The sequence below is a fragment of the Streptococcus oralis genome, assembly GCF_965111685.1.
Lineage (GTDB): Bacteria > Bacillota > Bacilli > Lactobacillales > Streptococcaceae > Streptococcus > Streptococcus oralis_B.
In genome coordinates, this window is the sequence record NZ_OZ217340.1 from 241,707 (window position 1) to 266,625 (window position 24,919).

Genomic DNA, 24,919 nt, shown 5'->3' on the forward strand with positions numbered 1-24,919 from the left:
TGTGATCCGATCAGGACAAACAAAAAGGAGCTCAAGGCTCCCTTTTTTAATGATTACAATGTTTTTTCACTTTCTCTTACGACCAGCAAATCGACTTTTGCATGGCGGAGAATGTACTCAGATGAAGAGCCAACCAAGAGGCGTTCAAAGGCATTGAGACCTGTTGCACCAACGAGAATCAGGTCGATATTTTCTGCGTCTGGAATAGTACGAGCAAGGAGGGTTTTTGGATTTCCCATTTCGATAACGATGTGAATATCGGTCACACCAGCATCTCTTGCGCGCTTTTCGTACTCCTTCATCAGACTTTCAGCATCGACTTGTAGTTCTTCGTAAACTTCAGCATCAAAGGTAGACACGCTTTGAAGAGCGCGTGTGTCAATAACATGGGCAATGGTGAGCTTGGATTCGTTGCGTAGAGCAGTGTAAACACCTTTGACGAAAGCCAAGTCCGCTTCTTTAGAACCATCAATTGCGACCATAACATTTTGGTAACGTTGTGCCATAATGAAACCTCCTGAAATTTTCTTACTGCTATTGTAACCCTTTTCACTAAAGAAGTAAAGTAAAAATCATACTTAAATAAATATTGTTGGAGATTCAATTTGGTGGAGATATGTTAAAATAAAAGAAAACGGGATAGTAGAAAACACAGCGAGGGGATGAGAAAGTATGAAAGATTCTGTTCAAGCTTCTAAAAAAATAAGTTTTCTTTATCATGGAATTATCCTTGCGTCACTTGTAGGAGAAGTAGTGATGCTTTGGCAGCTGGAAAGAGTCGTACCCGTTCTCTATCCAGGTTTTATTGGATTTCTTCTCTTTCACTTAGTCTACCACATCATTTTATTTGTGATTGCAAAGAGAAGTGGTCGCTTGGATTATTTGGTCACGTGGGGGCTCTTTCTCATGTTTAATCTTTTGTATGATTCCTTTTTAGCATTAGTCTTTCTAGGTTTGTCTTTTGGTATGTGAGAAAACACTTCTGTACTCTAGTTGTTTAGATGGTGAGAACTTAGTCGTTGTGAGTTTTTTTCTTTGTTTGCTCATTTCAGGAAACTTGTCGCAATCTCTTTCTAGTGGTATAATGTTACTATCTCGATGAATTGAGGAAACAAGATGAAAGAATATAACAAGTCTAATAAGTTAGAGCATGTTGCCTATGATATCCGTGGTCCTGTTTTGGAAGAAGCTATGCGGATGCGAGCAAACGGAGAAAAGATTTTACGTCTGAATACAGGGAATCCAGCAGAATTTGGCTTTACAGCACCAGATGAGGTCATTCATGACTTGATTATGAATGCGCGTGATAGTGAGGGATATTCTGACTCCAAAGGGATTTTCTCGGCCCGCAAGGCCATCATGCAGTATTGTCAACTGAAGAAATTCCCTAATGTAGACATTGATGATATCTACCTTGGAAATGGTGTCAGTGAGCTGATTGTTATGTCCATGCAAGGACTTTTGGATAATGGCGATGAGGTCTTGGTGCCTATGCCAGACTATCCTCTCTGGACAGCAGCGGTCAGCCTAGCTGGGGGAAATGCCGTTCACTATATCTGTGATGAAGCTGCAGAGTGGTACCCGGATATTGACGATATTAAGTCAAAAATTACTTCCAATACCAAGGCAATCGTCTTTATCAATCCGAACAACCCAACTGGAGCCCTTTATCCTAAGGAACTCTTGTTGGAGATTATTGAGATTGCTCGTCAGAATGATTTGATCATCTTTGCGGACGAAATCTATGACCGCATGGTAATGGATGGACATGTGCATACGCCTGTGGCGAGCTTGGCACCTGATGTTTTCTGTGTCAGCATGAATGGTCTGTCAAAATCCCATCGTATCGCTGGTTTCCGTGTAGGATGGATGGTCTTGTCTGGTCCTAAGCACCATGTCAAGGGCTATATTGAAGGGCTCAATATGCTGTCCAATATGCGTCTTTGCTCTAACGTTTTAGCCCAGCAAGTCGTACAAACATCACTAGGTGGGCACCAATCAGTAGATGAATTGCTCCTTCCTGGTGGACGAATTTACGAGCAAAGAAACTTCATTTACAATGCTATCCAAGATATCCCAGGTTTGTCTGCGGTCAAGCCGAAGGCGGGTCTTTATATCTTCCCTAAAATTGACCGCAATATGTACCGCATCGATGATGATGAACAGTTCGTTCTTGATTTCTTGAAGCAGGAAAAGGTTCTCTTGGTTCATGGTCGTGGTTTTAACTGGAAGGAACCAGACCATTTCCGTATCGTTTACCTTCCTCGTGTGGACGAATTGGCGCAAATCCAAGAAAAGATGACACGTTTCTTGAGTCAGTATCGTAGATAAGGCTTTCATAGGGAAAAGCAGGAAACATTTACTTAGAGCTATTGACAAATAGGTAAGAATCAGATAGAATAGTAAAGTATGTTTAGTAACTGATCACTTTATAGCCGGCTAAACGAATACAAAATCTATGAGGAGGTATTCATCGTGAAACGTACTTATCAACCAAGTAAACTTCGTCGTGCGCGTAAACACGGATTCCGTAACCGTATGTCAACTAAAAACGGTCGTCGCGTATTGGCAGCTCGTCGTCGTAAAGGACGCAAAGTTTTGGCTGCATAATCCAAACGAATTCAACAAAGAAGTCAGTAGGAACTCGAGTCTACTGGCTTTTGTTTTGCTCAACAAGTATATGTAGTGAAAGATTCATACATTTCAGTATGAGTTTTGTATCATGGAATAAGTCTCTGATCTATAAGAAAATTTGAGAAGTTCAGATAAAAAAAGCTCAAAATCAAAAACAAATGATTTTGAGCTTTTGTTTATTCTTTTAAGTGATAAGAGTAGCTAGCGACAACGACGTCTTCGTGCCATCTGAGAGCGTATTTTAGTTTGAGGCTCATTTGATTGTGCAGGATATTTTGCCAAGGCTTGTTAGGGATGAACTGTGGTACAAGGACTGTAACGGTGTAATTTTTTTGCTTAGCTTCTTGGGCAATTCGTTTGACATACTTGACGCTAGGGGTGATGATGTCGCGGTAGCTAGTGTTGATATTCTTCAGAGTGATATTTGGGAAGTAATCGGCAAATTCCTGGAGGATTTCTTGGTCTTTTTCTGCCGTTTCTTTAGTAGAAATGTGCATGGCTAACACTTCGTCACCGATACTTTGAGCGTAGTTGATGGCTCCGACACTTACTCGAGTGACATTTCCTACTAGGACAAGGACAAGGTTACCGTCATAAGTGCGTTTTTCAATTCCTTCGTAGAGTCGTAGTTGTTTTGCCACTTTTTGGTAATGGTTGTGAATGGACAAAAAGAGGAAGGTTAAGACTAGGATAATTGGGAAGAATGGCCAGATATCACCCAGTCTGAAGAGGAGTAAAATGAGGACAATGGCATAACAAATGATGGCCCCAAGGATATTAGCGAAGGCAGATTTTAAGAAGTTTGCTCCTTTTTCCTTTTTCCAATGGCGAATCATCCCAGTCTGAGAAAGGGCAAAGGGAACGAAGACTCCGATAGTATAAAGAGGAATCAAGCGTTCAGTATTCCCATTAAAAATGAGAAGAAGGATCATAGCTCCAAAAGCCAGAGTTAAGATACCGTTGGAGTAGCCAAGGCGATCCCCTTTTTCCATAAAGAGATGGGGCATGTACTTGTTTTTGGCCATATTGTAGGACAGCATAGGGAAGGCTGAAAAGCCAGTATTTGCAGCTACGGCTAGAATCAAGGCTGTCGAGAACTGGAAGAGATAGTAGCTAGCATGACCAAAGAATGAATCACCAAGAATGCCCTTGGCCATTTGCGAGAGGATGGTTTCTCCGTGTTGAGGCGTGATACCCATCCAGTAGTTTAGGAAGGTAATGCCTGCAAAAAGAAATCCTAAAATCAGCGACATGATGGTCAAAGTCTGAGCAGCATTCTTTTCTTTCGGAGTTTTGAAAAATGGTACCGCATTTGAAATAGCCTCAACCCCTGTCAGGGATGCCGAACCGCTGGTAAAGGCTCTCAATAGGAGAATGATGGAAAGGCTCGGAACAGTTTGTCCAATGGATGAAGTCGCCTGATAGTTTAGGGAACCTGTAAATAGTTGAAAGAATCCATAAAGCAAGAGAAAGACAGTACTGAAGATAAAGAGGTAGACGGGAATCATCAGAGAACTGGCAGATTCTTTCAATCCTCTTAAATTCAAGAGCATGAGCAGGCAGACTAGGAAGATAGAGATATGAAGATTGTAGGGATGGAGGGCAGGTATGGCTGCTGTAATAGCATCAGCTCCAGAAGCGACGGATACGGCTACTGTCAACATATAGTCAACAAGGAGGCTACCCCCTGCAATCAAGCCCAGTTCAGGGGAGAGATTTTCCCGAGTGACCATATAAGCCCCTCCACCTTGAGGATAGGCGTGGATGATTTGACGATAGGAAATGGTCAAACTAGCGAGCAGTAAGAGGACAAAAATACCGATAGGGAGGCTCCACCAAATGGCGAGAGGAGAGAGACTGACTAAAACGAGAATGACTTGTTCAGGTCCATAGGCAATAGAAGACAGGGCATCACTGGATAACATTGCAAGTGCCTGCATTTTCCCTAACAATCCCCCTTCGCCGTCTGTGAGAGACTTGAGTGGTCGACCGATAAAGGTATATTTTAATTTTCTAAACATTTTCTTTTCCTTTGCTGAAAATTTCAATAAGTGTTATTATACTGCTTTAAAAAAATGCAGTCAAGGGAGAATGATCGGTATTAGAATATTTTTACAAGCCGGGGGATGCTATTTTTGGTATAATAGATGGAAGAAAATGAGGTTAGAAGAGATGATTTTTGATACGCACACACATTTAAATGTAGAGGAATTTGCAGGACGTGAGGCCGAAGAAATCGCCTTGGCTGCTGAGATGGGTGTGACACAGATGAATATTGTTGGTTTTGATAAGCCAACCATTGAACGAGCCCTGGAGTTGGCAGATGAGTATGAGCAACTCTACGCAACTATTGGCTGGCATCCGACGGAAGCAGGGACTTACACAGATGAGGTCGAAGCTTACTTGCTTGAAAAACTAAAACATCCCAAGGTTGTTGCCTTGGGGGAGATTGGTCTGGACTACCATTGGATGACAGCACCTAAGGAAGTACAGGAGCAGGTTTTTCGCCGTCAGATTCAGTTGTCTAAGGATTTGAATTTGCCCTTTGTGGTCCACACTCGTGATGCGCTAGAAGATACTTATGAGATTATCAAGAGTGAGGGCGTTGGTCCTCGTGGTGGCATCATGCATTCCTTCTCAGGCTCTTTGGAGTGGGCTGAGAAGTTTGTCGAGCTTGGCATGACCATTTCTTTCTCAGGAGTGGTGACCTTTAAGAAAGCGACGGATATCCAAGAAGCAGCTAAAGAGTTACCTTTGGATAAGATTTTGGTAGAGACAGATGCCCCTTACTTGGCACCAGTTCCCAAGCGTGGTCGCGAAAACAAAACAGCCTATACTCGCTATGTGGTGGACTTTATCGCCGACTTGCGTGGCATGACGACAGAAGAGTTAGCTGCTGTGACAAGTGCCAATGCTGAGCGCATTTTTGGATTGGAAAAACAATCATGAAAGAGAAAATTTCCCAAGTCATCGTAGTCGAAGGTCGCGATGATACGGCCAATCTCAAACGCTACTTTGATGTAGAAACCTATGAGACACGAGGCTCCGCAATAAATGACCAGGATATAGAACGCATTCAGCGCCTGCATGAACTGCATGGAGTCATTGTCTTTACAGATCCAGATTTTAATGGGGAACGCATTCGGCGCATGATTATGACGGCCATTCCAACGGTACAACATGCCTTTCTCAAACGAGATGAGGCTGTTCCCAAATCCAAGACCAAGGGGCGTTCTCTGGGAATCGAACACGCCAGCTATGAAGATATGAAAACAGCGCTCGCTCAGGTGACAGAGCAATTTGAAAACGAGAACGAGTTTGACATCAGTCGTGGTGACTTGATTCGCCTAGGTTTCTTGGCGGGAGCAGACAGTCGTAGGCGCAGAGAGTATCTAGGCGAACAGCTCCGCATCGGCTATTCCAACGGCAAGCAACTCCTCAAGCGCTTAGAGTTATTTGGGATAACCTTGGCAGAAGTGGAAGAGACTATGAAAAGTTATGATAATAGTTAGATAGCCCAAAAATACAAAGGGAATGTGTTACAATAGAGGGACCTAGATTTATTTCAAGAGATTCATTTTGATAATATTTAAATGGAAATTTATAAGGAAAGAGCAAGATGAAAATACGAGTTGATAGAGAGTCTGTGTGTGGGGGGGACGATGTATTGCCTCATGAGACAGAATTTGAGATTCCTGAAGATATGACGGTGAAAGAATTTTTTGACTTTCTAGAAAAGGAACGTTATTTGCCGTCTGTTCAAGGAAATAATGTCGCTTGGGAACTCCGTAATCGAAATGGGGAACAAGGTGTTTATTTTACCAAAACACGAGAGATTATCCATCCAGATGCGGTCTTAAAAGAGATGTTGGAAGGAATTACTGAGACTCCCTTATTTGTTTTGCTCTATCATAGTATCCCGGAAGCATATTATATTAGAAAAGAGAATAAATGAGAATTGCAGATTACAGCGTGACCAAGGCAGTGCTGGAGCGTCATGGTTTTACTTTTAAAAAGTCCTTCGGGCAAAATTTCCTGACGGATACCAATATTCTTCAAAAGATCGTGGATACGGCTGAAATTGATGATCAGGTTAATGTTATCGAAATCGGGCCAGGTATTGGTGCTTTGACGGAGTTTTTGGCTGAGCGTGCGGCTCAAGTCATGGCCTTTGAGATTGACCACCGTTTAGTACCAATCCTAGCAGATACTTTACGTGATTTTGACAATGTTACCGTAGTCAACGAGGACATTCTCAAGGTCGATTTGGAGCAACATATCCAGAATTTCAAAAATCCTGAATTGCCAATTAAAGTAGTAGCCAACTTGCCCTACTATATCACAACGCCTATTCTCATGCACTTGATTGAAAGTGGCATTCCTTTTAGCGAGTTTGTGGTTATGATGCAAAAAGAAGTGGCAGATCGTATCTCCGCTCAACCCAATACCAAGGCTTACGGTAGTTTGTCAATTGCTGTCCAGTATTACATGACAGCCAAGGTTGCCTTTATTGTGCCTCGTACGGTCTTTGTGCCAGCGCCGAATGTTGACTCGGCTATTTTGAAAATGGTGCGTCGTCCAGAACCAGCCGTAGTAGTGAAAGATGAACAGTTCTTCTTTAAGGTATCCAAGGCTAGTTTCACTCATCGTCGCAAGACCTTGTGGAACAATTTGACAGGTTACTTTGGGAAAACTGATGAAATCAAGGACAAGCTGACCAAGGCTTTGGATCAGGCAGGCTTGTCACCATCTGTGCGTGGGGAAGCTCTCAGCTTGGAAGAGTTTGCCAGTCTGGCAGATGTGCTTAAAGGACAAGGACTCTAAGATGAAGGGACAAATCATTAAAGCCTTGGCGGGCTTCTACTATGTGGAGAGTGAGGGTCAGGTTTACCAGACGCGTGCGCGTGGGAATTTTCGTAAAAAAGGCCACACACCCTATGTTGGGGACTGGGTAGACTTTTCTGCGGAGGAAAACTCAGAAGGCTATATTCTCAAGATTCATGAACGGAAAAACAGTCTGGTCCGTCCGCCTATTGTCAATATTGACCAAGCTGTGGTGATTATGTCGGCTAAGGAGCCGGATTTTAATAGCAATTTGCTGGATCGCTTCTTGGTTCTTCTGGAACACAAGGGCATCCATCCTATCGTTTATATTTCTAAAATGGACTTGCTGGAAGATAGAGGAGAACTGGATTTTTACCAACAGACTTATGGTGACATCGGCTATGACTTTGTGACCAGTAAAGAGGAACTCCTGCCCCTGTTGACAGGGAAAGTGACGGTCTTTATGGGACAGACAGGTGTTGGGAAGTCAACCCTTCTCAATAAAATCGCACCAGATCTCAATCTTGAAACAGGAGAAATCTCAGACAGTCTGGGTCGCGGTCGTCATACCACTCGAGCTGTTAGTTTTTACAACCTCAATGGGGGTAAAATCGCGGACACACCAGGATTTTCATCGCTGGATTATGAAGTGTCAACGGCTGAAGACCTCAATCAGGCCTTTCCAGAGATTGCTAGTGTCAGTCGAGACTGCAAGTTCCGTACTTGTACCCATACCCATGAGCCGTCCTGTGCGGTTAAGCCGGCTGTAGAAGAAGGCGCTATTGCGACCTTCCGTTTTGACAACTACCTGCAATTCCTCAGTGAGATTGAAAATCGCAGAGAGACTTATAAAAAAGTCAGTAAAAAAATTCCAAAATAAGGAGAAACCTATGTCTCAATACAAGATTGCTCCGTCAATTCTGGCAGCAGATTATGCCAACTTTGAACGTGAAATCAGACGCCTAGAAGCAACTGGTGCAGAGTATGCCCATATCGATATCATGGATGGTCACTTTGTACCTCAGATCAGCTTTGGTGCAGGTGTAGTCGAAAGTCTTCGACCTCATAGTAAGATGGTCTTTGACTGCCACTTGATGGTAGCAAATCCAGAACACCACTTAGAAGACTTTGCGCGTGCAGGAGCTGACATCATCAGCATCCATGTTGAAGCGACACCTCATATCCATGGCGCCCTCCAAAAGATTCGTTCTCTCGGTGTTAAACCTTCGGTTGTCATCAATCCTGGGACACCTGTGGAGGCGATCAAGCACGTCCTTCATCTAATTGACCAAGTTTTAGTCATGACAGTTAACCCTGGATTTGGGGGACAAGCTTTTCTGCCTGAAACCATGGACAAGGTTCGTGAGTTGGTTGCCCTTCGTCATGAAAAAGGTTTGAGCTTTGAAATTGAAGTCGATGGCGGTATTGATGACCAGACCATTGCTCAAGCCAAAGAAGCTGGTGCTACCGTTTTTGTAGCAGGGTCTTATGTCTTTAAGGGAGATGTCAATGAACGAGTGCAAACTCTCAGAAAACAACTGGACTAGGGTTGCCGTTTTTGCAGGCGGAGATCGCGGTCATTATCGGACAAATTTTGATTGCTTTGTCGGTGTGGATCGAGGATCGCTCTGGGTCTTGGAAGAAGATCTACCTCTGGCTCTAGCAGTTGGAGATTTTGATTCGGTAACCGCAGACGAACGTCAGTTGATTCAAAAACGAGCCCAACATTTTGTCCAAGCTCAGCCAGAAAAGGATGATACGGATCTGGAATTGGCTCTCTTAACCATCTTTGAGCAAAATCCTCAGGCTCAAGTCACTATTTTTGGTGCCCTAGGTGGTCGGATTGACCATATGCTGGCCAATATCTTTTTACCTAGCAATTCCAAATTGGCACCCTATATGCGCCAGATAGAAATTGAGGATGGGCAAAACTTGATTAGCTATTGTCCAGAAGGAACCAGTCAGCTTCAACCCCGTTCAGACTATGACTATCTAGCCTTTATGCCAGTTCGGGATAGCCAGTTGACCATTCTCGGTGCCAAGTATGAGTTGACAGAGGAGAATTTTTTCTTTAAAAAAGTGTACGCTTCTAACGAATATATAGATAGGGAAGTTTCGGTAACTTGCCCAGATGGCTATGTCGTCGTGCTACATAGCAAGGACAGGAGGTAGGATGGAGACTGTATTACTACTATTATTAATTGCCAATCTAGCTGGGCTCTTTCTCATTTGGCAAAGGCAGGATAAGCAAGAGAAACACCTAAGCAAGAGCTTGGAGGATCAGGCAGACAATCTTTCAGATCAACTGGATTATCGCTTTGAACAAGCCAGACAAGTCAGCCAGTTGGATCAAAAAGATTTGGAAGTGGCAGTCAGCGACCGTTTGCAAGAAGTGCGAATGGAGTTGCACCAAGGCCTGACGCAAGTCCGTCAAGAAATGACAGATAATCTGTTGCAAACTAGAGATAAGACTGACCAACGTCTCCAAGCCCTGCAGGAGTCCAATGAGCAACGTTTGGAACAAATGCGTCAAACTGTCGAGGAAAAGTTAGAAAAGACCTTGCAGACGCGCTTGCAGGCTTCCTTTGAGACAGTTTCCAAGCAACTAGAGTCTGTCAATCGAGGTTTGGGAGAAATGCAGACAGTTGCCCGTGATGTCGGTGCCCTCAACAAGGTTCTCTCTGGAACCAAGACGCGAGGAATTCTGGGAGAATTGCAACTGGGCCAAATCATCGAGGATATCATGACTCCTGCCCAGTACGAACGAGAATATGCAACGGTTGAAAACTCCAGTGAACGAGTGGAATACGCCATCAAGTTGCCTGGGCAAGGCGACCAGGAATACGTCTATCTACCAATTGACTCCAAGTTTCCACTGGCGGATTATTACCGCTTAGAAGAAGCCTATGAAGCGGGTGACAAGGAAGAAATCGAACGCTGTCGTAAGTCGCTTTTAGCAAGCGTCAAGCGTTTTGCCAAGGATATCAAGAGCAAGTACATAGCACCGCCTCGGACGACCAATTTTGGAGTCTTGTTTGTTCCGACAGAAGGTCTTTATTCAGAAATCGTTCGAAATCCGGTCTTCTTTGATGATTTGAGACGGGAGGAGCAGATTATCGTTGCAGGTCCAAGTACCTTGTCAGCTCTGCTCAACTCCCTATCGGTTGGCTTCAAAACTCTCAATATCCAAAAGAGTGCTGACCATATCAGCAAGACCCTTGCTAGCGTCAAGACAGAGTTTGGCAAGTTCGGGGGAATTTTGGTCAAGGCGCAAAAACATCTCCAACATGCCTCTGGCAATATTGATGAATTATTAAACCGTCGCACCACAGCTATTGAGCGAACGCTCCGTCACATTGAGTTATCAGAAGGTGAGCCTGCGCTTGATTTACTCCATTTCCAAGAAGATGAGGAAGAATATGAAGATTAGTCACATGAAAAAAGATGAGCTGTTTGAAGGCTTTTACCTAATCAAATCAGCTGACCTGAGACAGACACGAGCTGGGAAAAACTATCTAGCTTTTACCTTCCAAGACGATAGTGGCGAGATTGAAGGAAAACTCTGGGATGCCCAGCCTCATAACATTGAGGCCTTTACCGCAGGGAAAGTGGTCCACATGAAGGGGCGCAGAGAAGTTTATAATAATACTCCTCAAGTCAATCAAATTACTCTCCGCCTACCTCAGCCTGGGGAACCCAATGATCCAGCTGACTTCAAGGTCAAATCGCCGGTTGATGTCAAGGAGATTCGTGACTACATGTCGCAAATGATTTTCAAAATTGAAAATCCTGTCTGGCAACGTATCGTTCGCAGTCTCTACACCAAATATGATAAGGAATTCTACTCCTATCCAGCTGCCAAGACCAACCACCATGCCTTTGAGACGGGTTTGGCCTATCATACAGCAACCATGGTGCGCTTAGCAGATGCTATTAGTGAGATCTATCCTCAGCTCAACAAGAGCCTGCTCTATGCTGGGATTATGTTGCACGACTTGGCCAAGGTTTTAGAACTCAGTGGTCCTGATCAGACGGAGTACACAGTGCGAGGCAATCTCCTTGGACATATTGCTCTTATTGATAGTGAAATTACCAAGACAGTCATGGAACTAGGCATCAATGATACTAGAGAAGAAGTGGTGTTATTGCGCCATGTCATCCTCAGTCATCATGGCTTGCTGGAGTATGGAAGTCCAGTCCGTCCACGCATTATGGAGGCAGAGATTATCCACATGATTGATAATCTAGATGCCAGCATGATGATGATGTCAACAGCTCTTGCTTTGGTGGACAAAGGAGAGATGACCAATAAAATCTTCGCTATGGACAATCGTTCCTTCTATAAACCAGATTTAGATTAATGATTTAAGAAAAACGAGCATTTTTTACGCAATAATGTTCGTTTTTTTATGTGAATGTGGTATAATGGATAAAATATCAAAATTAAATGGAATGGTAAATAAAAATGAAATTAAGAAGAAGTGATCGGATGGTTGTCATTTCCAACTATTTGATTAATAATCCATACAAACTAACCAGTCTCAATACCTTTGCGGAAAAGTACGAATCTGCTAAATCATCGATTTCAGAGGATATCGTGATCATTAAGCGTGCTTTTGAAGAAATCGAAATCGGTCATATTCAGACTGTGACTGGAGCAGGTGGTGGCGTTATCTTTACACCATCAATTTCTAGTCATGAAGCCAAAGAAATGATCGCAGACTTGCGTGACAAACTTTCAGAAAGCGACCGCATCTTGCCAGGTGGCTATATCTATCTGTCTGATCTGCTTAGTACGCCTGCCATTTTGAAAAATATTGGTCGTATCATTGCCAAGAGCTTTATGGACCAAAAAATCGATGCCGTTATGACAGTAGCAACAAAAGGTGTGCCACTCGCAAATGCAGTTGCCAATGTCCTCAATGTTCCATTTGTCATTGTGCGTCGTGACTTAAAAATTACCGAAGGTTCAACGGTCAGTGTCAACTATGTTTCAGGTTCAAGTGGTGACCGTATTGAGAAAATGTTCCTTTCAAAACGCAGCCTCAAGGCAGGCAGTCGAGTCTTGATTGTGGATGACTTCTTGAAAGGTGGCGGAACTGTCAACGGGATGATTAGTCTCTTGCGTGAGTTCGATTCTGAACTAGCTGGTGTCGCAGTCTTTGCAGACAATGCCCAAGAAGAACGTGAAAAGCAATTCGATTACAAGTCACTCTTGAAGGTAACCAATATTGATGTTAAGAACCAATCCATCGATGTCGAGATTGGAAATATCTTTGACGAAGACAAATAAGAGATAGAACTAAAGGTTGGAACGATTGTCCCAGCCTTTCTTTGCAAACAGAATAGAAGGAAGCTTATGAAAACACCATTTATCAGCCGTGAAGATTTAGAAACGATTGTTTCCGAATTCCCGACTCCCTTTCACTTATATGACGAGAAGGGGATTCGTGAAAAAGCAAGAGCGGTCAACCAAGCTTTTTCCTGGAACGAGGGCTTTAAGGAATATTTTGCAGTCAAGGCGACCCCAACACCAGCCATCTTGAAAATCCTCAAAGAGGAAGGCTGTGGTGTGGACTGTTCCAGTTATGTGGAGCTCCTGATGAGCCATAAACTTGGATTTGCAGGTCCTGAGATCATGTTCTCATCAAACAATACGCCAGACCAAGAGTACGCTTATGCGCGTGAATTGGGTGCAACTATTAACTTGGATGCCTTTGAAGACATTAAACATCTGGAGCGAGCGGCAGGCATTCCAGAAATCATCTCTTGTCGTTACAATCCTGGTGGCGTTTTTGAGCTAGGAACAGATATTATGGACAATCCTGGAGAAGCCAAGTTTGGGATGACCAAGGATCAACTCTTTGAAGCCTTTGCGATTTTGAAGGAAAAAGGAGCCAAGACATTTGGGATTCACTCTTTCCTAGCATCCAATACTGTTACCCATCTCTATTATCCAGAGTTGGCACGTCAGCTTTTTGAATTGGCTGTTGAAATCAAGGAAAAGTTGGGCATTTCGCTAGACTTTATCAATCTTTCTGGCGGTATTGGTGTCAATTACCGTCCAGACCAGGAGCCAAATGACATCGCTGTGATTGGTGAAGGAGTGCGTAAGGTTTATGAAGAAGTCCTCACACCTGCAGGACTTGGTCAGGTCAAGATTTTCACCGAATTGGGTCGTTTTATGTTAGCACCTCACGGAGCTTTGGTCACAAGAGTCACTCATAAGAAAAAAACTTACCGTACCTATCTAGGTGTGGATGCATCAGCAGTCAACCTCATGCGCCCAGCCATGTATGGAGCCTACCACCATGTCACCAATCTGACCCATCCAGACGGACCAGTTGAGGTGGTAGATGTGGTCGGTTCACTCTGCGAAAACAATGATAAATTTGCCGTCAATCGCGAACTGCCTCATACAGAAATCGGTGATTTGCTGGTGATTCATGATACAGGTGCACATGGATTCTCCATGGGTTACCAGTACAATGCCAAACTACGCTCGGCAGAAATCCTCTATACCGAAGAAGGAAAAGCCCGCCAAATCCGCCGTGCAGAGCGCCCTGAGGACTATTTCGCAACCTTGTATGGTTTTGATTTTGAACCAGATCATTAAAAGAAATTGAAAATGAAAGTGAAAAACAGATTGCTTTCTAAAAAATAGACAAAAAAACCTTGTTTTTCACCTTACTCGTGATATAATAAAACTATAAAACGGTTTCAAGGAAGGTGACGATATGTCTGAAGAAACAATTGACTATGGACAAGTGACAGGAATGGTGCATTCGACAGAGAGTTTTGGGGCGGTAGATGGCCCTGGGATTCGTTTTATTGTCTTTTTGCAGGGTTGTCACATGCGTTGCCAGTACTGTCATAACCCTGATACATGGGCTATGGAAACCAATAAATCACGCGAACGGACAGTAGACGATGTCTTGACAGAAGCTCTTCGCTACCGTGGTTTTTGGGGAGACAAGGGAGGAATCACTGTTAGTGGAGGAGAAGCCCTCTTACAGATTGATTTCCTAATTGCCCTCTTTACCAAGGCCAAGGAAAAAGGAATCCACTGTACCTTGGACACCTGTGCCCTTCCATTCCGTAACAAGCCACGTTATCTCGAAAAGTTTAATAAACTCATGGCAGTGACAGACTTGGTTCTTCTGGATATCAAGGAAATCAACGAAGAACAGCACAAGATTGTAACCAGCCAAACCAATAAAAACATCTTGGCCTGTGCCCAGTACCTATCAGATATTGGGAAACCTGTTTGGATTCGTCACGTTCTCGTACCAGGATTGACAGACCGTGATGAAGATTTGATTGAACTTGGTAAATTCGTTAAAACCCTCAAAAACGTTGACAAGTTTGAAATCCTACCTTATCATACGATGGGAGAATTCAAGTGGCGTGAACTTGGGATTCCTTATTCGCTTGAAGGGGTCAAACCTCCAACAGCAGACCGTGTCAAGAATGCCAAGGAATTGATGGATACAGAAAGTTACCAAGACTACATGAAACGTGTTCATGGATAAAAAAGAAGCCTGATGGAGACATCGGGCTTTTGTGATGCATAAAAAGCCTAGCTTTCAGCTAAGCTTTTTTTCTTATTTTCTAGAATGTTGTTTACCAGCATTGCGTTTCTTATGTTTCTTATTAGTCATAATCGCAGTTGCTTGGTTTGGAGTGACATCTTTTCGTCCACTTCCCGTTGAAAATGAGCTTGCTTTTGGTGGATTTTTGGCAAATTCTTCACGAACTTTTTTGCGAAGTTTTGGACGAACAACATAGTTAACGATGAACTGTTGGAGAATCATCATGAAACCACCGACAACCCAGTAAAGCGTCACACTGGCTGGTGCGAAGAAGGAGAAGACGACAATCATGAGCGGGCTCATGTAAATCATTTTCTTGAGTTGTTCTCTTTGCATCTCATCTTCTACTCCATGAAGTGAGAGGAGTGATTGGAGATAGTAGAGGATACCAGCGAAGGCAACAAGGAGCAGACTTGGTGAACCAAGATCGATACCCAAGAAGGTAGAGCTAGCTACCCCATCAGTGTATTGGGCTGCAAAGTAGATAGCAGAGAAGAAAGGCATTTGAATGAGGATAGGGAAGCATCCTACGCCACCTAACATGCTAATACCGTGTTCTTTCTGAGCAGCAAAGAGAGCTTGTTGAGCCTCTAGTTTTTCTTCCTGAGTTGTTGCTTCTTTAAGACGTGTTTGATGTGGTTCAAGCACGTGTTTGAGGGCATTCATCTTTTCAGAGTGAAGTGTAGCTTTCCATGATTGGTAGATACCGAGTGGCAAGATAATCAAACGTACGATGATGGTAACGATAATGATAGCGACCCCGAAGCCTAGTCCTTTATCAGTAGCGAAGTACTTGATAGCCTCAGCCATAGGTGCTCCTATGGTATTCCAAATTAATCCTGTAGGTTGTCCTGTTGCTTTGTCTACTTGGACACAGCCTGTCAAGACGAGTAGCATAGCCACTCCCATAGCAGAGAGGGCAAAACGTTTAATAGATTTCAATGTTTTCATTCCTTCTTTAAAAATTATACCTTTCTATTCTACTGTTTTTTTGTAAAATATACAATAGTTCTGGAGACCTAATTTGCGACTTTGAAGTCTGAATAGGATGAAAAGTTGCTCATCTTCACATCTAGATAGGTAACTTTTGAAAAAGGTGTCGGACCTTTTCGGATTTCTTGGATAAATTTTGCCATAGTGGCAGAGGAGTCTGCCTGAGCAAGAATTTCCACTGTGCCATCGTCATTATTCCAGACACGACCAGTGATGCCACCGATTTCAAGAGCTAAAGTATAAACACCCCAGCGAAAACCAACACCCTGAACCCTGCCTTGGGCAATCATTCTAACCTTTTGCATACCAACCCCCTTTGATTGTGTTATAATGTTTCTATGACTATTATAACCTCAAAAGCCAATTCTGTGGTAAAAAATGCCAAGAAATTACATCAAAAAAAATATCGAAAGTCTGCTTATTTGATTGAGGGCTGGCACTTGTTTGAAGAAGCTGTTCAAGCTGGAGTGACGATTGAAAAGGTCTTTGCCCTAGAAAGTTACCGAGATCAGTTAGCCGCTTTTCCTCAAACTATCTGGGTTTCAGAGGAGATTTTGCTGGATTTGGCAGATACGCAAACTCCTCAAGGGATTGTTGCGGTGATTCAGAAAGAAGAAGTGGGACTGCCTGATTTTAGTCAGGGGAAGTTTCTATTTTTAGAAGATGTCCAAGACCCTGGTAATGTGGGCACCATGGTTCGGACTGCGGATGCTGCAGGTTTTACAGGGGTTATTGTCTCAGACAAGTCAGCAGATATCTACAGTCTTAAGACCCTGCGTTCCATGCAAGGAAGTCATTTTCACTTGCCCATCTATCGTATGCCTGTTGCCACCTTTGTAGTAGAGGCAAAAAAGAGCAATTTGCCCATTCTAGCAACGACCTTATCGAGAGATTCAAAGGATTATCGTGAGCTTTCTCCCTTAGAAAACTTTGCTTTAGTCATGGGAAATGAAGGACAGGGGATTAGTTCTGTCATGGCTGAGAGTGCTGATCAGCTGGTTCACATTGGCATGAAAGGCAGAGCAGAAAGTCTCAACGTGGCAGTTGCCGCAGGTATATTGATGTTTTATTTCAGCTAATTTATAAAATCTTTGTTATAATCAAGACATATTTATAGAAAAAGGAGAATCAGAATGAATCAAACGATTATTCAAGAACGTTCAGGTCTCAATCATTTTTACGCTAAGGTTTACGCCTTTGTGGGACTTGGGATTGGTCTATCAGCTCTCGTGTCAGCTTTGATGTTGACAGTCTTTCAGTCTCAATTGGTCTACTTTTTAATGCATGGCCGTCTCTGGTTGATGATTGCAACTTTTGCAGAACTTGCTCTAGTCTTTGTTGCAAGTAGCATGGCTGCAAAAAATAGCCCAGCAGCTCTCCCAGTATTTTTAGTTTATTCTGTGTTAAATGGATTTACGCTCAGCTTTGTCGTAGCCTTCTATACACCTGGGACCGTCTTATCAGCCTTTGTATCTAGTGCCCTTCTTTTCTTTGTCATGGCGGCAATCGGAATTTTCACTAAGAAAGATTTGAGTGGAATGGGTCGAGCTCTGATGGCTGCGCTTGTTGGTCTCATCATTGCTATGGTTGTGAATCTATTTTTAGCCAATAGTTTCTTTGACTACATGATTAGTATTGCCATGGTCTTGGTTTTCTCAGGTTTGATTGCTTGGGACAACCAAAAGATTCGCTATGTTTATGAGCAGTCACGAGGGCAAGTAGCGACAGGATGGGTCATCTCAATGGCGCTCAGCATCTATCTAGACTTTATCAACCTCTTCCTTAGCATCTTACGAATCTTTGGTCGAAACGATTAATGAATGACAGAGTCAGTGTTCAAAAGAGCACTGACTTTTTCTTATTTACTCTTTTCTTTTCTTGGAAATAGGTGTATAATGCTTTTAACTAATTTTTGAGGAGCTGTTTATGAAGAAAAGTTTTATTCATCAACAAGAAGAAATTTCCTTTGTCAAAAACACTTTTACCCAGTATTTGAAAGATAAGTTAGAAGTTGTTGAAGTTCAAGGTCCTATCTTGAGCAAGGTCGGGGATGGGATGCAGGACAACCTGTCAGGTGTCGAAAATCCAGTATCCGTCAAGGTTTTGCAGATTCCAGATGAAACCTATGAAGTCGTTCACTCACTTGCCAAATGGAAACGCCACACCTTGGCTCGTTTTGGTTTCGGTGAAGGTGAAGGTCTGTTTGTTCACATGAAGGCCCTTCGTCCGGACGAAGATTCGCTTGATGCGACCCATTCAGTTTATGTGGACCAGTGGGACTGGGAGAAGGTTATCCCAAATGGTCAACGCAATATCGCTTATCTCAAAGAAACCGTTGAGAAGATTTACAAGGCTATTCGTCTAACAGAGCTAGCAGTAGAAGCTCGCTATGATATCGAATCCATCTTGCCAAAACAAATCACCTTTATCCATACAGAAGAGTTGGTGGAACGCTATCCAGATTTGACTCCGAAAGAGCGTGAAAATGCAATCTGTAAAGAGTTTGGTGCTGTCTTCTTGATTGGTATTGGTGGCGAGTTGCCTGACGGAAAACCTCATGACGGCCGCGCACCTGACTATGATGACTGGACAACAGAGTCTGAAAATGGCTACAAAGGGTTAAATGGGGACATTCTAGTTTGGAATGAATCTCTTGGATGTGCCTTTGAACTTTCGTCGATGGGGATTCGGGTAGATGAAGATACACTTCGCCGCCAAGTGGCTCTTACAGGAGACGAAGATCGTCTGGAGTTGGAATGGCATAAGGCCCTGCTTAACGGCCTTTTCCCATTGACAATCGGTGGGGGGATTGGACAGTCTCGGATGGCCATGTTCCTTCTTCGTAAGAAACACATCGGAGAGGTTCAGACCAGTGTTTGGCCACAAGAAGTCCGCGACATGTACGAAAATATTTTGTAGAGAATCGAACCGCAAGGTTCGGTTTTCTTTCTCTTTTTGCCTATAATTTGGTATAATAAACGGTATGAAAATCGTATCAGGAATCTACGGGGGGCGACCCCTCAAGACGCTAGAAGGCAAGACGACGAGGCCGACATCGGATAAGGTGAGAGGAGCTATCTTTAACATGATTGGTCCCTATTTTGAGGGCGGTCGTGTCTTGGATCTCTATGCTGGCAGTGGTGGCTTATCCATTGAGGCAGTCTCGCGTGGGATGTCCCATGCTGTCTTAGTGGAACGGGATCGAAAGGCACAAGCTATCATCGCTGAAAATATCCAGATGACCAAGGAAGCTTCCAAATTTCAGCTCTTAAAGATGGAGGCTGACCGAGCTCTAGAGCAAGTGAATGGTCCCTTTGACCTGGTCTTTTTAGACCCTCCCTACGCAAAAGAACAAATCGTTGCAGATATCGAAAAAATGGCAGAGAGAAATCTCTTCTCCCAAGAAGTCATGGTCGTCTGCGAAACAGATAAGTCTGTAGAACTTCCAGAAGAAATCGCCTGCTTAGGCATCTGGAAGGAAAAAATATATGGGATTAGTAAGGTGACAGTTTATGTCAGATAAAATTGGATTATTTACAGGATCATTTGATCCGATGACAAATGGACATCTGGATATCATTGAACGAGCCAGCAAACTCTTTGATAAGCTCTATGTCGGGGTGTTCTACAATCCCCACAAACAAGGCTTTCTCCCCGTTGAAAACCGCAAACGAGCAGTCGAAAAAGCGGTGGCGCATTTAGATAATGTAGAGGTTCTTGCATCTCATGATGAATTGGTAGTCGAAGTTGCAAGGAGACTGGGAGCCAAAACTCTTGTCCGTGGCTTGCGAAATACCACCGACTTGCAATATGAGTCTAGTTTTGATTACTACAATCATCAACTGGCTCCAGAAATCGAAACCATTTACCTATATAGCCGCCCAGAGCATCTTTATATCAGCTCTTCGGCCGTGAGAGAACTTCTGAAGTTTGGTCAGGAGATTCAGCAATATGTCCCAAACAGTGTTGTGGAGGAATTAGAACATGAAGAAAAAAACTAGATGGCCCTTATATGTCATCCTAGCACTAGTATTGACTTTTTTAGCCTTTGTAGTACCTTTACCTTACTACATAGAAGTTCCAGGTGGAGCGGAAGATATTCGTCGCGTTTTGAAAGTCAATGAAACAGAAGACACAGAAGCAGGAGCTTACCAGTTTGTAACAGTCGGCATTCGACATGCAACCCTGTCGCATCTTGTCTATGCTTGGCTAACGCCTTTCACAGATATTAGAAGTGCCAAGGAGACTACGGGTGGCTCTACTGATGCAGAATTTATGCGGATCAATCAGTTCTATATGCAAACTTCTCAAAACATGGCCAAGTATCAAGGATTGAAGACGGCTGGAAAGGATATCGAACTCAAGTACTTGGGAGTTTATGTCTTAACTGTGACGGACAATTCAACTTTTAAGGGCATTCTGAACATTGCAGATACCGTGACGGCTGTTAACGACAAAACGTTTGATAGTTCAAAAGACTTGGTCGACTATGTCAACTCTCAACAATTAGGGGACACGGTCAAGGTAACCTATGAAGAAGACGGAAAAGTCAAGTCTGCAGAAGGTAAAATTATCACTCTCGAAAACGGGAAAAACGGTATTGGGATTGGTTTGATTGACCGTACGGAAGTGACCAGTGACGTTCCAATTCGCTTTTCAACAGCTGGTATCGGCGGGCCAAGTGCCGGTCTTATGTTTAGTCTAGCTATTTACACCCAGATAGCAGATCCAGGACTTCGTAATGGTCGCGTCGTTGCGGGAACGGGAACCATTGATCGCGATGGAAATGTTGGCGACATCGGTGGAATTGATAAAAAAGTAGTTGCAGCCTCTCGTCAGGGAGCCAACATCTTTTTTGCTCCTGACAATCCAGTCACCGAGGAAGCAAAAAAAGCAGATCCCAATGCGAAAAGCAACTATGAAACAGCCCTAGAAGCTGCTAAAACGATCAAAACAGAGATGAAAATCGTTCCCGTTAAGACCTTGCAGGATGCGATTGATTACCTTAAAAACAATCCCTAATTCGTAGAAAAATCGAAAACTAGCGCGCAAGCGGATAAGATGGTATAATAGTCAAATGGTTCAATTATTATTCACTCTAAGTAGTCATATACTCTTTATTTATTTGAGTTTTTACCTTTTGAAGGATCTTGTGAGATGGGAAAAGGTTTTAAAAGTGACCTCTACTAACACAAAAAAAGTTCGTTTACTAGTAGCCTTTTTCAGTATTGTAATGGGCTATATCTTGAGTTCTTTCTTTATCAGTCTTTATCAGTTGTGGCAAGAAGCACTTAGAGGATTATTATAATTTGCGTGTTTAAGAATTGCTTTCAAGATATTATTAAACTTATAGGGAGAGATAGAATTCATGGATATTGTAATCTTATTATTGATAACGCTATTAATTTATTTGTTACCTCAAAATAAGGAATATCTAAATGTTAAATCTACATCGGGACTTAGAGGGTTTCTAGCTATAGGAATAATATTTCATCATTTGTCACAATGGGTTACATCTGGTGATGAATTTTCTAATTTTTCCTATATGGGAACTTATATCGTTTCTATTTTCTTTTTTTTATCAGCCTATGGATTGTATTTTCAGAACGAAAATAAGAAGAACTATCTAGATAATTTTTTAGTTAAGAGACTTTCTAAAATTCTAGTTCCATTTTTTTCTATATCTTTGATTTATATGTTTTACAGATTTGTAAACGGTCAATTAATGGATTTAGATTTTTTTGCTAATTTATTTAAAAAAGGAAGTACAATTATTTATAATGGTTGGTTTGTCGATATTATAATTTTAATGTATATATTTTTTTATATATCATTTAAGTTTTTCAAAAATAAGTTCATTTCTATTGTTATCAATACAATACTTATAATTGGTTATATTTGTTTAGCTATAAAATTAGGTTACGGTTTTTGGTGGTATAATAGTGTTTTTCCCTTTGTTGTTGGCTTAATATGGGCTAAGAATCAAGAGAAAATTGATAGAGTTTTAGATAGACATTATTTTATCATACTTGTTTTAGTAACTGTGTTACTCTTTGCTTCACATCAATACGATATTTTGTTTAGGTATGTGCATATAGAAGATAGTTATAGTTACGCGTTAGCTGCTAATTTAGATAATATTATTTTTACAATCTACTTTATTATTGTTTTTTTGAAAAAAATAAATTTTTCAAATATATATTTGATTTTAATAGGTAGTATATCGTTTGAATTATATATGATACATGGATTAGTTATTTCTATGCTAGGAAAAATACTTGTGTCATCTAGAATAAATGATGTGATATTTACATTTTTTGTGCTGGTCCTTAGTCTAATTTTAGCTTGGATTATTAATAAATTAGTTAATAGAATTACAAAAAAAGTAAGTCTATTACAAAATCGAGAGTAAAGGAAATAAGTATGGAAAAGATTGTGGTTCAAGGCGGAGATAATCGTCTGGTCGGGAGTGTTACGATCGAAGGAGCAAAGAATGCAGTCTTGCCCCTGTTAGCAGCGACTATTCTAGCAAGTGAAGGAAAGACCGTCTTGCAGAACGTTCCTATCCTGTCAGATGTTTTCACCATGAATCAGGTGGTTCGTGGTTTGAATGCCAAGGTGGACTTTGATGAGGAAGCTCATGTTGTTGAAATCGATGCGACTGGTGATATCACTGAGGAAGCTCCTTACAAGTATGTCAGCAAGATGCGTGCATCCATCGTTGTCTTAGGGCCAATCCTTGCCCGTGTAGGTCATGCTAAGGTATCCATGCCAGGTGGTTGTACGATTGGTAGCCGTCCTATTGATCTTCATTTGAAAGGTCTGGAAGCTATGGGGGCAAAGATCACCCAGACAGCTGGTTACATCGAAGCCAAGGCAGAACGCCTGCATGGCGCTCATATTTACATGGACTTCCCTAGTGTTGGCGCGACACAAAACCTCATGATGGCAGCGACTCTAGCTGATGGAGTAACGGTCATTGAAAATGCTGCGCGTGAGCCGGAAATTGTTGACCTCGCTATTCTCCTCAATGAAATGGGAGCTAAGGTTAAGGGTGCTGGTACAGAGACCATTACTATTACCGGTGTTGAGAAACTTCATGGTACGACTCACAATGTAGTCCAAGACCGTATCGAAGCGGGAACCTTTATGGTAGCTGCTGCCATGACTGGTGGTGATGTCCTCATTCGAGATGCAGTCTGGGAGCATAACCGTCCCTTGATTGCCAAATTGCTTGAAATGGGAGTGGAAGTGACAGAGGAGACTGAAGGAATTCGCGTTCGCTCTCAACTAGAAAATCTAAAAGCTGTTCATGTGAAAACCTTGCCCCACCCAGGATTTCCAACAGATATGCAGGCTCAATTTACAGCCTTGATGACCGTCGCAAAAGGCGAATCAACTATGGTGGAGACAGTTTTTGAAAATCGTTTTCAACACCTAGAAGAAATGCGCCGCATGGGCTTGCACTCTGAGATTATCCGTGACACAGCCCGTATTGTTGGTGGACAGCCTTTGCAGGGAGCAGAAGTTCTATCAACGGACCTCCGTGCCAGTGCGGCCTTGATTTTGACAGGTCTGGTTGCGCAGGGAGAAACAGTTGTTGGTAAATTAGTCCACCTCGATAGAGGTTACTACCGTTTCCATGAGAAATTGGCTCAGCTAGGAGCAAAGATTCAGCGAATCGAGGCAAATGATGAAGAAGAATAAAAACTTACGCTATGTACTCCGTCGTTTACTGTTGATTTTTATCGTACTATTGCTAGGCTTTCTGGCTTTAGGAATTGGCTTGATGGTAGGCTATGGAATCCTAGGAAAGGGACAGGATCCATGGGCAATCTTGTCTCCAGCAAAGTGGCAGGAATTGATTAGCAAATTTACAGGAAATTAGGCTGGGAGACCAGTCTTTTTCTAGAGATATAAGGAGAGATATGGACAAGAAAACAAGACAGGCTCTGATAGGGTTACTCATATTCTTACTATTATCTGCTGGTAGTTATTACATCAAGCAGATGCAGTCAGCGCCAAACACCCCTAGAACAAAGGTTAGTCAGAAAAAACAAACTTCAGAAGCTCCCAGTCAAGAGTTGGCAGAAAGTGTCTTAACTGAGTCAATCAAAAATCAAATCAAGGGGGGGCTCGAGTGGAATGGGGCAGGTGCCTTCATTATCAATGGCAATAAAACCAATCTAGATGCCAAAGTTTCTAGCAAACCCTATGCGGATAATAAAACAAAACCAGTTGGAAAAGAAACAGTTCCAACTGTTGCCAATGCCATCTTATCCAAAGCGACTCGGCAGTATAAGAATCGTGAAGAAACAGGCAATGGCTCAACCTCTTGGACGCCACCAGGATGGCATCAGGTTAAGAATCTAAAGGGAGCCTACACACATGCAGTTGATAGAGGACACCTGCTGGGCTATGCCTTGATAGGTGGTTTGGATGGTTTTGATGCCTCTACCAGCAATCCCAAGAACATTGCAGTCCAGACAGCTTGGGCGAACCAGGCTCAGGCTGAGGATTCGACAGGTCAGAACTACTATGAGAGTTTGGTCAGAAAAGCCTTGGACCAAAATAAGAGGGTCCGTTATCGCGTGACGCTCCACTATGCGACTAATGAGGACCTAGTTCCATCCGCTTCACAAATCGAAGCCAAGTCTTCAGATGGCGAATTGGAATTCAATGTCCTAATCCCCAATGTTCAAAAGGGAATCCAGCTTGATTACCAAACGGGTCAAGTAACAGTGACGGACTAGAAACAATAGATACAATAAAAATAGCTCCTTTGTCTTCTAGAGGCAGGGGAGCTGTTCTTTAAATGAAAAATAATGTGAATCCTGAGAGATTTTATGATATAATGGAACACAAGATACTATTTT

The 24,919-nt window shown here is 42.6% G+C and carries 30 protein-coding genes; 26 read left to right on the forward strand and 4 right to left on the reverse strand.

What is annotated here, in order from left to right; genetic code table 11:
- Positions 1-53: 53 nt before the first annotated feature.
- Complete coding sequence (locus tag ACLV7H_RS01365) at positions 54-506, reverse strand: universal stress protein (RefSeq protein WP_045593639.1); 453 nt, start codon at positions 504-506, stop codon at positions 54-56.
- A gap of 166 nt (positions 507-672) precedes the next feature.
- Between ACLV7H_RS01365 and ACLV7H_RS01370 the strand changes: the two genes are divergently transcribed.
- From ACLV7H_RS01370 to rpmH, 3 genes are all read left to right on the forward strand, one after another.
- Positions 673-972 carry a hypothetical protein gene (locus ACLV7H_RS01370; protein ID WP_045593637.1) on the forward strand — a complete coding sequence of 100 codons (300 nt, stop codon included), beginning with the start codon at positions 673-675 and terminating at the stop codon, positions 970-972.
- 144 nt (positions 973-1,116) lie between these two features.
- Complete coding sequence (locus ACLV7H_RS01375) at positions 1,117-2,331, forward strand: pyridoxal phosphate-dependent aminotransferase (protein WP_411866160.1); 1,215 nt, start codon at positions 1,117-1,119, stop codon at positions 2,329-2,331.
- Between the two features lie 144 nt (positions 2,332-2,475).
- Positions 2,476-2,610 carry a 50S ribosomal protein L34 gene (gene rpmH, locus ACLV7H_RS01380; RefSeq protein WP_000831905.1) on the forward strand — a complete coding sequence of 45 codons (135 nt, stop codon included), beginning with the start codon at positions 2,476-2,478 and terminating at the stop codon, positions 2,608-2,610.
- Positions 2,611-2,810: 200 nt separating this feature from the next.
- On the opposite strand, the gene ACLV7H_RS01385 is transcribed toward rpmH, so the two are convergent.
- Positions 2,811-4,655, reverse strand: coding sequence for an APC family permease (locus ACLV7H_RS01385; RefSeq protein ID WP_411866161.1), 1,845 nt, complete (start codon positions 4,653-4,655; stop codon positions 2,811-2,813).
- A gap of 151 nt (positions 4,656-4,806) precedes the next feature.
- Here ACLV7H_RS01385 and ACLV7H_RS01390 point away from each other — a divergent pair, with 151 nt between their 5' ends.
- The 12 genes from ACLV7H_RS01390 to pflA all read left to right on the forward strand — a co-directional run bounded on the left by ACLV7H_RS01390 (position 4,807) and on the right by pflA (position 14,990).
- Entirely contained in the window at positions 4,807-5,583 is a 777-nt protein-coding gene (locus tag ACLV7H_RS01390; RefSeq protein WP_411867063.1) for a TatD family hydrolase, read from the forward strand.
- Positions 5,580-6,146 carry a ribonuclease M5 gene (rnmV, locus tag ACLV7H_RS01395; protein WP_411866162.1) on the forward strand — a complete coding sequence of 189 codons (567 nt, stop codon included), beginning with the start codon at positions 5,580-5,582 and terminating at the stop codon, positions 6,144-6,146. The genes ACLV7H_RS01390 and rnmV overlap by 4 nt, the downstream gene beginning before the upstream one ends.
- A gap of 107 nt (positions 6,147-6,253) precedes the next feature.
- Positions 6,254-6,589: a hypothetical protein gene (locus tag ACLV7H_RS01400; RefSeq protein ID WP_411866163.1), complete on the forward strand. Its 336-nt coding sequence runs from the start codon at positions 6,254-6,256 to the stop codon at positions 6,587-6,589.
- Positions 6,586-7,458, forward strand: coding sequence for a 16S rRNA (adenine(1518)-N(6)/adenine(1519)-N(6))-dimethyltransferase RsmA (gene rsmA / locus ACLV7H_RS01405; RefSeq protein WP_411866164.1), 873 nt, complete (start codon positions 6,586-6,588; stop codon positions 7,456-7,458). The genes ACLV7H_RS01400 and rsmA overlap by 4 nt, the downstream gene beginning before the upstream one ends.
- 1 nt (position 7,459) lies before the next feature.
- Complete coding sequence (gene rsgA, locus ACLV7H_RS01410) at positions 7,460-8,338, forward strand: ribosome small subunit-dependent GTPase A (protein WP_411866165.1); 879 nt, start codon at positions 7,460-7,462, stop codon at positions 8,336-8,338.
- A gap of 10 nt (positions 8,339-8,348) precedes the next feature.
- Positions 8,349-9,005, forward strand: a complete 657-nt coding sequence (gene rpe / locus ACLV7H_RS01415) for a ribulose-phosphate 3-epimerase (RefSeq protein WP_411866166.1) — start codon at positions 8,349-8,351, stop codon at positions 9,003-9,005.
- On the forward strand, positions 8,968-9,630 hold the full coding sequence (locus tag ACLV7H_RS01420) for a thiamine diphosphokinase (RefSeq protein ID WP_045593607.1): 663 nt from the start codon (positions 8,968-8,970) through the stop codon (positions 9,628-9,630). The genes rpe and ACLV7H_RS01420 overlap by 38 nt, the downstream gene beginning before the upstream one ends.
- 1 nt (position 9,631) lies before the next feature.
- Positions 9,632-10,888, forward strand: coding sequence for a DNA recombination protein RmuC (rmuC, locus tag ACLV7H_RS01425; RefSeq protein WP_045593606.1), 1,257 nt, complete (start codon positions 9,632-9,634; stop codon positions 10,886-10,888).
- The gene (locus tag ACLV7H_RS01430; protein WP_045593605.1) at positions 10,878-11,819 is read left to right on the forward strand and encodes a 3'-5' exoribonuclease YhaM family protein; all 942 of its coding nucleotides are present in this window, start codon (positions 10,878-10,880) and stop codon (positions 11,817-11,819) included. Before rmuC ends, ACLV7H_RS01430 begins: the two co-directional genes overlap by 11 nt.
- A gap of 104 nt (positions 11,820-11,923) precedes the next feature.
- Positions 11,924-12,751, forward strand: coding sequence for a pur operon repressor (gene purR, locus ACLV7H_RS01435; RefSeq protein WP_002874197.1), 828 nt, complete (start codon positions 11,924-11,926; stop codon positions 12,749-12,751).
- Positions 12,752-12,817: 66 nt separating this feature from the next.
- Positions 12,818-14,074: a diaminopimelate decarboxylase gene (locus ACLV7H_RS01440; RefSeq protein WP_411866167.1), complete on the forward strand. Its 1,257-nt coding sequence runs from the start codon at positions 12,818-12,820 to the stop codon at positions 14,072-14,074.
- 121 nt (positions 14,075-14,195) lie between these two features.
- Entirely contained in the window at positions 14,196-14,990 is a 795-nt protein-coding gene (gene pflA / locus ACLV7H_RS01445) for a pyruvate formate-lyase-activating protein (RefSeq protein ID WP_001288281.1), read from the forward strand.
- 72 nt (positions 14,991-15,062) lie between these two features.
- On the opposite strand, the gene yidC is transcribed toward pflA, so the two are convergent.
- Both yidC and ACLV7H_RS01455 read right to left on the reverse strand, forming a co-directional pair.
- Positions 15,063-15,992, reverse strand: coding sequence for a membrane protein insertase YidC (yidC, locus tag ACLV7H_RS01450; protein WP_411867064.1), 930 nt, complete (start codon positions 15,990-15,992; stop codon positions 15,063-15,065).
- 77 nt (positions 15,993-16,069) lie between these two features.
- Positions 16,070-16,348 (reverse strand): acylphosphatase, encoded by a 279-nt coding sequence (locus ACLV7H_RS01455; protein WP_045593602.1) that lies wholly within the window; start codon positions 16,346-16,348, stop codon positions 16,070-16,072.
- A gap of 33 nt (positions 16,349-16,381) precedes the next feature.
- On the opposite strand from ACLV7H_RS01455, the gene ACLV7H_RS01460 reads away from it, so the two are divergent.
- The 11 genes from ACLV7H_RS01460 to ACLV7H_RS01510 all read left to right on the forward strand — a co-directional run bounded on the left by ACLV7H_RS01460 (position 16,382) and on the right by ACLV7H_RS01510 (position 24,796).
- Positions 16,382-17,122: a TrmH family RNA methyltransferase gene (locus ACLV7H_RS01460; RefSeq protein ID WP_411866168.1), complete on the forward strand. Its 741-nt coding sequence runs from the start codon at positions 16,382-16,384 to the stop codon at positions 17,120-17,122.
- A 54-nt stretch (positions 17,123-17,176) separates the two neighbouring features.
- Positions 17,177-17,860 (forward strand): Bax inhibitor-1/YccA family protein, encoded by a 684-nt coding sequence (locus tag ACLV7H_RS01465; protein ID WP_045593599.1) that lies wholly within the window; start codon positions 17,177-17,179, stop codon positions 17,858-17,860.
- Between the two features lie 109 nt (positions 17,861-17,969).
- Positions 17,970-18,962: an aspartate--ammonia ligase gene (gene asnA / locus ACLV7H_RS01470; protein ID WP_045593598.1), complete on the forward strand. Its 993-nt coding sequence runs from the start codon at positions 17,970-17,972 to the stop codon at positions 18,960-18,962.
- A gap of 64 nt (positions 18,963-19,026) precedes the next feature.
- Positions 19,027-19,566 carry a 16S rRNA (guanine(966)-N(2))-methyltransferase RsmD gene (gene rsmD / locus ACLV7H_RS01475; protein WP_411866169.1) on the forward strand — a complete coding sequence of 180 codons (540 nt, stop codon included), beginning with the start codon at positions 19,027-19,029 and terminating at the stop codon, positions 19,564-19,566.
- Complete coding sequence (gene coaD / locus ACLV7H_RS01480; protein WP_411866170.1) at positions 19,556-20,044, forward strand: pantetheine-phosphate adenylyltransferase; 489 nt, start codon at positions 19,556-19,558, stop codon at positions 20,042-20,044. The genes rsmD and coaD overlap by 11 nt, the downstream gene beginning before the upstream one ends.
- Positions 20,028-21,065, forward strand: a complete 1,038-nt coding sequence (locus tag ACLV7H_RS01485; RefSeq protein WP_049501597.1) for a SepM family pheromone-processing serine protease — start codon at positions 20,028-20,030, stop codon at positions 21,063-21,065. The genes coaD and ACLV7H_RS01485 overlap by 17 nt, the downstream gene beginning before the upstream one ends.
- A 55-nt stretch (positions 21,066-21,120) precedes the next feature.
- Positions 21,121-21,351 carry a DUF1146 family protein gene (locus ACLV7H_RS01490; RefSeq protein ID WP_411866171.1) on the forward strand — a complete coding sequence of 77 codons (231 nt, stop codon included), beginning with the start codon at positions 21,121-21,123 and terminating at the stop codon, positions 21,349-21,351.
- 60 nt (positions 21,352-21,411) lie between these two features.
- A complete protein-coding gene (locus ACLV7H_RS01495) occupies positions 21,412-22,455 on the forward strand; it encodes an acyltransferase family protein (RefSeq protein ID WP_411866172.1) in 1,044 nt (347 codons plus the stop codon).
- 11 nt (positions 22,456-22,466) lie between these two features.
- Positions 22,467-23,750, forward strand: a complete 1,284-nt coding sequence (murA, locus tag ACLV7H_RS01500) for a UDP-N-acetylglucosamine 1-carboxyvinyltransferase (RefSeq protein WP_411866173.1) — start codon at positions 22,467-22,469, stop codon at positions 23,748-23,750.
- On the forward strand, positions 23,737-23,931 hold the full coding sequence (locus ACLV7H_RS01505) for a DNA-directed RNA polymerase subunit beta (RefSeq protein WP_000739701.1): 195 nt from the start codon (positions 23,737-23,739) through the stop codon (positions 23,929-23,931). The genes murA and ACLV7H_RS01505 overlap by 14 nt, the downstream gene beginning before the upstream one ends.
- 40 nt (positions 23,932-23,971) lie before the next feature.
- Complete coding sequence (locus tag ACLV7H_RS01510) at positions 23,972-24,796, forward strand: DNA/RNA non-specific endonuclease (RefSeq protein WP_045593588.1); 825 nt, start codon at positions 23,972-23,974, stop codon at positions 24,794-24,796.
- Positions 24,797-24,919: the final 123 nt, after the last annotated feature.

Coding starts and splice junctions, on each gene's coding strand:
- ACLV7H_RS01365 (WP_045593639.1), bottom strand. CDS start 506: ATGGCACAACGTTACCAAAATGTTATGGTCGCAATTGATGGTTCTAAA.
- ACLV7H_RS01370 (WP_045593637.1), top strand. CDS start 673: ATGAAAGATTCTGTTCAAGCTTCTAAAAAAATAAGTTTTCTTTATCAT.
- ACLV7H_RS01375 (WP_411866160.1), top strand. CDS start 1,117: ATGAAAGAATATAACAAGTCTAATAAGTTAGAGCATGTTGCCTATGAT.
- ACLV7H_RS01385 (WP_411866161.1), bottom strand. CDS start 4,655: ATGTTTAGAAAATTAAAATATACCTTTATCGGTCGACCACTCAAGTCT.
- ACLV7H_RS01390 (WP_411867063.1), top strand. CDS start 4,807: ATGATTTTTGATACGCACACACATTTAAATGTAGAGGAATTTGCAGGA.
- rnmV (WP_411866162.1), top strand. CDS start 5,580: ATGAAAGAGAAAATTTCCCAAGTCATCGTAGTCGAAGGTCGCGATGAT.
- ACLV7H_RS01400 (WP_411866163.1), top strand. CDS start 6,254: ATGAAAATACGAGTTGATAGAGAGTCTGTGTGTGGGGGGGACGATGTA.
- rsmA (WP_411866164.1), top strand. CDS start 6,586: ATGAGAATTGCAGATTACAGCGTGACCAAGGCAGTGCTGGAGCGTCAT.
- rsgA (WP_411866165.1), top strand. CDS start 7,460: ATGAAGGGACAAATCATTAAAGCCTTGGCGGGCTTCTACTATGTGGAG.
- rpe (WP_411866166.1), top strand. CDS start 8,349: ATGTCTCAATACAAGATTGCTCCGTCAATTCTGGCAGCAGATTATGCC.
- ACLV7H_RS01420 (WP_045593607.1), top strand. CDS start 8,968: ATGAACGAGTGCAAACTCTCAGAAAACAACTGGACTAGGGTTGCCGTT.
- rmuC (WP_045593606.1), top strand. CDS start 9,632: ATGGAGACTGTATTACTACTATTATTAATTGCCAATCTAGCTGGGCTC.
- ACLV7H_RS01430 (WP_045593605.1), top strand. CDS start 10,878: ATGAAGATTAGTCACATGAAAAAAGATGAGCTGTTTGAAGGCTTTTAC.
- purR (WP_002874197.1), top strand. CDS start 11,924: ATGAAATTAAGAAGAAGTGATCGGATGGTTGTCATTTCCAACTATTTG.
- ACLV7H_RS01440 (WP_411866167.1), top strand. CDS start 12,818: ATGAAAACACCATTTATCAGCCGTGAAGATTTAGAAACGATTGTTTCC.
- pflA (WP_001288281.1), top strand. CDS start 14,196: ATGTCTGAAGAAACAATTGACTATGGACAAGTGACAGGAATGGTGCAT.
- ACLV7H_RS01455 (WP_045593602.1), bottom strand. CDS start 16,348: ATGCAAAAGGTTAGAATGATTGCCCAAGGCAGGGTTCAGGGTGTTGGT.
- ACLV7H_RS01460 (WP_411866168.1), top strand. CDS start 16,382: ATGACTATTATAACCTCAAAAGCCAATTCTGTGGTAAAAAATGCCAAG.
- ACLV7H_RS01465 (WP_045593599.1), top strand. CDS start 17,177: ATGAATCAAACGATTATTCAAGAACGTTCAGGTCTCAATCATTTTTAC.
- asnA (WP_045593598.1), top strand. CDS start 17,970: ATGAAGAAAAGTTTTATTCATCAACAAGAAGAAATTTCCTTTGTCAAA.
- rsmD (WP_411866169.1), top strand. CDS start 19,027: ATGAAAATCGTATCAGGAATCTACGGGGGGCGACCCCTCAAGACGCTA.
- coaD (WP_411866170.1), top strand. CDS start 19,556: ATGTCAGATAAAATTGGATTATTTACAGGATCATTTGATCCGATGACA.
- ACLV7H_RS01485 (WP_049501597.1), top strand. CDS start 20,028: ATGAAGAAAAAAACTAGATGGCCCTTATATGTCATCCTAGCACTAGTA.
- ACLV7H_RS01490 (WP_411866171.1), top strand. CDS start 21,121: ATGGTTCAATTATTATTCACTCTAAGTAGTCATATACTCTTTATTTAT.
- ACLV7H_RS01495 (WP_411866172.1), top strand. CDS start 21,412: ATGGATATTGTAATCTTATTATTGATAACGCTATTAATTTATTTGTTA.
- murA (WP_411866173.1), top strand. CDS start 22,467: ATGGAAAAGATTGTGGTTCAAGGCGGAGATAATCGTCTGGTCGGGAGT.
- ACLV7H_RS01505 (WP_000739701.1), top strand. CDS start 23,737: ATGAAGAAGAATAAAAACTTACGCTATGTACTCCGTCGTTTACTGTTG.
- ACLV7H_RS01510 (WP_045593588.1), top strand. CDS start 23,972: ATGGACAAGAAAACAAGACAGGCTCTGATAGGGTTACTCATATTCTTA.